Source organism: Pontimicrobium sp. MEBiC01747, from assembly GCF_053601635.1.
The window spans coordinates 1-5,808 of the sequence record NZ_JBSHNS010000287.1 but is presented as its reverse complement, the minus strand read 5'-3'; the positions used below and the strand labels follow the sequence as shown (position 1 = coordinate 5,808).

Annotated in this window: 3 protein-coding genes and 1 pseudogene; all 4 read right to left on the bottom strand. The window is 33.1% G+C overall.

Annotated features, from left to right (window positions below; genetic code table 11):
- The coding region (locus tag ACVC2P_RS09345) for an MFS transporter (RefSeq protein ID WP_452598205.1) at positions 1–1,047 on the bottom strand (1,047 nt) is incomplete at its 3' end.
- Positions 1,048–1,058: 11 nt separating this feature from the next.
- Entirely contained in the window at positions 1,059–2,507 is a 1,449-nt protein-coding gene (locus ACVC2P_RS09340; protein WP_452598206.1) for a glycoside hydrolase family 30 protein, read from the bottom strand.
- Between the two features lie 70 nt (positions 2,508–2,577).
- Positions 2,578–3,864, bottom strand: coding sequence for a glycosyl hydrolase family 17 protein (locus ACVC2P_RS09335; RefSeq protein WP_452598204.1), 1,287 nt, complete (start codon positions 3,862–3,864; stop codon positions 2,578–2,580).
- Positions 3,865–3,868: 4 nt separating this feature from the next.
- Positions 3,869–5,808, bottom strand: a pseudogene (locus ACVC2P_RS09330) (hypothetical protein); the annotation flags it as partial.

Below are 5,808 nucleotides of genomic sequence, written 5' to 3'. Positions count from 1 at the left end.
AAATTGACTGTTTAATTCCTTATCGAAGCCCCACCATTTTAAAATATATCCGACAATAGATAATATTGTAGAAATTATAAATGCTTTTTTCTTACCCCATTTATTAGCCATTCTTGTAATTATTGGTATTACTATAATTGCTGTTATAATTGCATTTATAGTATTAAACCAAGCAGGCCATGTACCAGCCATTTCATAACTACCATTGTACATATAAAATACTATGATAAATACACCAAATGCAGCTACAAGTTGAAACCCATTAAACACTAGAAACGTAGCTCCACAAAGCTTCATAAAGGGTTTGTTTTTAGATACTTGCTTAATTCCTGCCCATAATTCTTTCATGTTAGCAGATAGTGTTTTTAAATTAATCTCTTTTCGGTTCTCCATGTGAGAAGAATCTATGCCTTTACAGAATAAAGCTGGCAAAATTCCAAATACAACACAAAGTGCACCTACAATAAGTGCCATTGTTCTTACGCCTTCTGTTTGTGTACTAAATGTATTTGAATCTGGAATAATTACATAAAGCCAAGGTACAATCATCCAGGCAACCTGCCCCATAGTATTAGAAAATGCCATGATACGAGTACGTTCATTATAATCTGATGTCATTTCATAACCTAACCCGACCAATGGTGTAGCAAACATTGTATTCCCTATTAAAAATAGAATTTGAATTACCATTACATGCCAAATAATATAGGTTTGTGATGCATTATCATCTAATTGCCACATTAAAAAAAAGAGTATTCCACTAATAATAGCTCCTATAAAAATATAGGGTCTTCTTCGCCCCCATCTAGATTTTGTATTATCAGAAATAAACCCCATTATTGGGTCTGTTATTGAATCAAATATTCTTGGCAACCCACCTAAAAGGCCAGCCCATAAAGGATCTACTCCCCATGCTGTTAATAGAAAAAACTGAATAAAGACGCCTAAAGTACCTGGTAAAATATTTAAAATAAAGTGACCAGCACCAAAGGCTGACTTTTGCCCAACAGGGACTTTATCTTTAGCTGGTGTTTTAATATTTGGCATAACATTATTATTTAATTAGTTTGTATAATTATCGTTTGAATGGCTTGCGCGCTTATTTGTATATCTACAGTCTTTTCTTCTAAAGACAATGTGAAGTTTTTCGATTTATCCGTTTCGTTAAACATAACAAGTACTATGGACTCATCTGGATTTTTTGCTGCACAAACCATAATGGATTCATCTGTTTTATCAATGCCTAAAACTTTTGCTCCAGGTCTTATATACTTACTAAAATGAGCCATTGTGTAGTATAGCGGTGTAAAATAAACTTCATCTTTATCTGGATCTACAATTACTGGAGCCACACACCAATTTTTAAACCAATTTGGACCTCCTTGTTTGTCTAACACCATATTCCAATCTACCCAACCATCTACCCAATTGTTTAAACAGCCTATTATATCTCTTGCATAACGGTTTACTGGTGCATATTTTGGGTGTAGATATTTGTCTTCCTCTTTTGCCCAGTCCCAACCCCAATCTGTAGCTTCTTTTTTCCAATACCAAGCATCATCTTGCCATTTAGGAACTTCTGAATCTACACAGCCTTCTGTTTCAATTAAATATTTATCTGGTGCTTTATTATGTGCATATTGTAGGGCTTCAGGAAAAACTTCATAAGTACTCTCATACCAATGTATAGCTGTACCATCAAAGTATTTAGATGATGCTTCATCTTTATACATAGAATCTACCCACTCTTTTAAACCTGCTCTATTTTGGTCGTAACCTAAAATAACTTTATCTCCATAACCATCGGCTTCTAACTTTGGTCCTAGGTAGTGTTGAACAAAATGTGTCATCTCATCTGGCGTAAAATGCATACTTTCCCAGTTATTACCATTACCATGTGGCTCGTTTTCTACGGTAAATCCCCAAATGTCTATTCCCTCCGCTTTATAAGCTTCTATATATTTTGAAAAAAACAAAGCCCATGTATTATAATATTTTGGCAGTAGTTTCCCTCCTACCCAATTGTTATTATCTTTCATCCAAGGTGCAGCGGTCCAAGGTGAAGCAAATATTTTAAAGCCATCTTTAGATACAGACATGGCATCTTTAATCATAGGAATTAAATCATCTTTATCTTCTTTAATCGTAAAATGCTTTAAATCTATATCATCTTCAATAGGGGTGTATGAGTAATTCGTTAAAGAGAAATCGCAAGAGTTCATATGCGTTCTTGTTAGTGAATATCTAGCACCTTCTTTACCGAAATAAGCTTTTAATATAGTGTCTCTGTTTTTTTTACTTAGTTTATTTAGTAAATAAGCCGACGATTCTGTAAAAGCACCACCAAAACCTGTTATAGTTTGAAATTCTTTATTTGGTAAAATTTTTATTTTAGAAGCAGAATCTTCAGTGATAAATTCAGTGATTCTAGTTAATTTATTTCCGCTTGCTGAAGTCTCGTAGACTTCAACATTTAACTGCTCTGGTTTTTCACTACAATTCGTCATAAGAAGTAAAAAAAAGATGTATTTAAACCCATTTATTCTTTTCATAATACTTGGTTTAACATGTTGTTCTTTATTTAATGTTAGCGCTTACAGGCGGCACTAACACTGTTTTCATTAATTCCTGTTTATTTCCATTATAGGTTTTTACTATGGTATTACCATTTCGGGTTAATCCATTAAAAATGCCTTTATCTACCAAATTCCAAATAGGGTATTTTGCTTTACCATCTATTGTAAATAATCCAAAATGATTTTCGGAGCCTTCTGGATTATGAGCATCTTTCCATTGTTCGTTAAATGCTTCAAAATAAAAACAAGATATTCCATTTTGGTTAGTCCAATCTCTCATTAATTTATAATAGACGCCTTGTTTATATTCGTCTGTTGCTTTAGAGCCTTTTGGCCCATAAAATCCGTTAGAAACTGTAGCCCAGCCTGTTTCGCCTATATGAATGGGTTTATTAACTCCAATACTTTTCATATAATTTTTTACACTATCGTATTGCGATTTTGAAAATGCTACTGCTCGTTCTACAGCTAAATCAATTTTTTTAGTCTCTGGAAGTTGTGCCTCTTTTTCTCTAACACCCCAAAACGCTGGGTTATAGTGTGTGTTATGATAAGGATAGGTGTGCATAGATATATAATCTACTGCTTTTGCTAACTTTTTTAATGCTTCTGTATGATAATTTTCTTCACCTCCACCCCAAGATGCAAAATCGTCTGAACTTGTAATCCATAAGCTTTTAGGTAATTCTCCTTCTCTTTTTAGGTTTTGTAAATGGTTAACCCATTTTAAAATAACGTCTGGCAATACATAATAGCTAGTTGCCCATTTTACCATGGCTTCATTTCCAACAGCAATAATTTTTACTATATCTGGATATTTGTTTGCAAGTGCTACTGCTCTCTCTATTTCTGCTGCATTATTGGGGCTTTCTATATTATGATCTGGTGCTTTATCTGTCCAAGCATTAAGGCAATCTATCCATGCGCCTAACATTACGTACATTTCAAAATCTGGATCTTCTTCTTTTAACTCCTGTATTGCCTTAAGTAGGTTTGGTGCTTGTTGTAATTGTACATTGTACGTACGTACTATTTTTATTCCCATTGCCGACAATAACTTCATATCGTCTTTAAGTTCATTAATTGTTGGTTGCGCCTCTCTTGTTTTTCCGCGATAACCTCCATACGATATGGCTAAATAATTTGGATTGCCCAAAATTTCTTCAGCACTCAACATTTCTTGTTCCATAACAGGTTGTACTTTGCTTTCTTTTTTTTCTGAATTGTTACACGAAAACATAATAATCCCTATACAAATGGACATAAAATATGTTGTGCGCTTTTTCATTATTTTATTTTAATTGGTTGTCTTTAATATGTACAGTTATCTCTACTATTTCTCCTGTTCTTTTAAATACTTTTTTACTAGTTTCTGCTCCTAGGCTTAAGCCATTAAATATTAAGTGTTCTCCACTAGTATTAATAAGTTCTACTTTCTGCTCATTAGAAATTTTATAGATTATGGGAATTTGGCAATATGTAAAAGCTAACATGCCTTTACTTAGTTTTAACTGTTTCTTTTGTTGAGAGGTACTGGTAAATGTTACTGTTTTATTCTCTTTTAAAAACTCGTTTTTACGTAACATGCACGGATTAAAATGTAGTTTTCCACTTGAAACAAAAACACCCAACTCTCCAAAACGGCTTAGTATATCTTCTTTTACTTGTCCTGTCATGCCAGGTTGTTGCGCTCCTTTTCCTGCTGGTGTATGAGAATAAGGATCGGTTGGAAATGCGCCATATAATGTTGGTGATTTGTGTACACCAATGCCTTCATTTATTTCGTAATAATGTTCTAATAAACGACCAATAATTTCTGGAGTTTCATTATTTTCAATTGCTTTTATACAACATTCCTGAACTGCTAATTGTAGTTTTGAAACCATGTGCCAATAAATAGAGCCTAAGCCTTCATAACCATAGAACGTTCCTGAGCGTCCAGTAAATGCTTTGTGATTAAAAACGTCTTCAAATATTTGAAGAATACGCTCTTTTTCTTCATTTTGTATGGATTGCGAAAGGTTACTTAATGCTTCACTTACATCGTTTGCGTTTTTAAAATTACCATTAAAGTGATAATTGCCGCGACTGTCCTGCTCTATTACTTGAGTGTTGTTGCTTGCTAGTAAAGTTTTTAATACAGTAGATTTTTCTACAGCTTGTTTAGGGATGTTATTTCGTTCTGTAAACCCTTTTAATTCCTTATATGGATACAGTAAATAACTATATTGATCTGAACGAAAAAGCTTACTAGCTTTCATTGCATCTAAAACCGCTAGTGCTTCTATTGCGGTTAAATACCCTGAGCTTAAAGAGGCTACTTGCCCTTCTAGCATTTCTTCTAAATATGATATAGTAATTTTGCTATTGCTTGTAACAGTCATTAAATTATAAGCGTGATACAGGTTATCTGTTCGCTTATTTGCCTCTATAGCGTGTTCTAAATATTTTAAACTAATACCTACAAATTCTTTTAAAGATTGTAGTGTAAGTGTTTCTTTTCTGCCAGAAAATGCATGCTTATAAATAGCGTTTCTAAATGTACTTGCTGGTTGACCTAAACCATCTAAAACTTGCTTTCTATCTTCATCTTTAAAGCTACTAGACAGTAAGTTCTCATGAATTTTAAACGTTTCAAATACAGCTTTATAAAATGTAACGAGTTCTTTTGAAATTTCTATAGACTCTAATGTTGTGTCATCAAAAATGGTTTTAAAGAAACTTAAAAATCGTCTTAAATAGTAAAGTGTTACCATAGAAACACCATTACCTACTAGTGCATTATTAGCATCGTTCCATTCTGGTCTTTGTGTATTCATCCAAATGCCACATTCTGGAATAAAATTGGATAATTTTGCTAGTGTTGTAGCTAATATTTTTTCTATAAAATTTACTTTAACAATAAATCTGTTTTCATCACGTAGTAAAGCACCATCTGCTCCTAATTCGTCTCTTTCTCTTCGTATTTTATGGTCTAGCGCTTCATTAAATTCTATAGTATCTTTTGGGTTTTTAAGAATGTCTTCGTAAGATTTTATACGATAGGGTACGTTTGCATACACAAACATATCTTTGTTAAATAGACTTTCTAGTTTTTTAGGTTGATGGTTTTCTATAAATTCTAAAAACTTGAGCAAATAAATAATTTGATGATCTCCCCAATAGCCTATATAACTCCATGGGTCATCTGGCTCACTAATTTCCCAATCGAACCCTCCTTTTGTAACTCTGT

What these genes read in the sequence shown, in the direction of transcription:
- ACVC2P_RS09335 (WP_452598204.1), bottom strand. Translation starts at nt 3,864, where the DNA reads ATGAAAAAGCGCACAACATATTTTATGTCCATTTGTATAGGGATTATT.
- ACVC2P_RS09340 (WP_452598206.1), bottom strand. Translation starts at nt 2,507, where the DNA reads ATGACGAATTGTAGTGAAAAACCAGAGCAGTTAAATGTTGAAGTCTAC.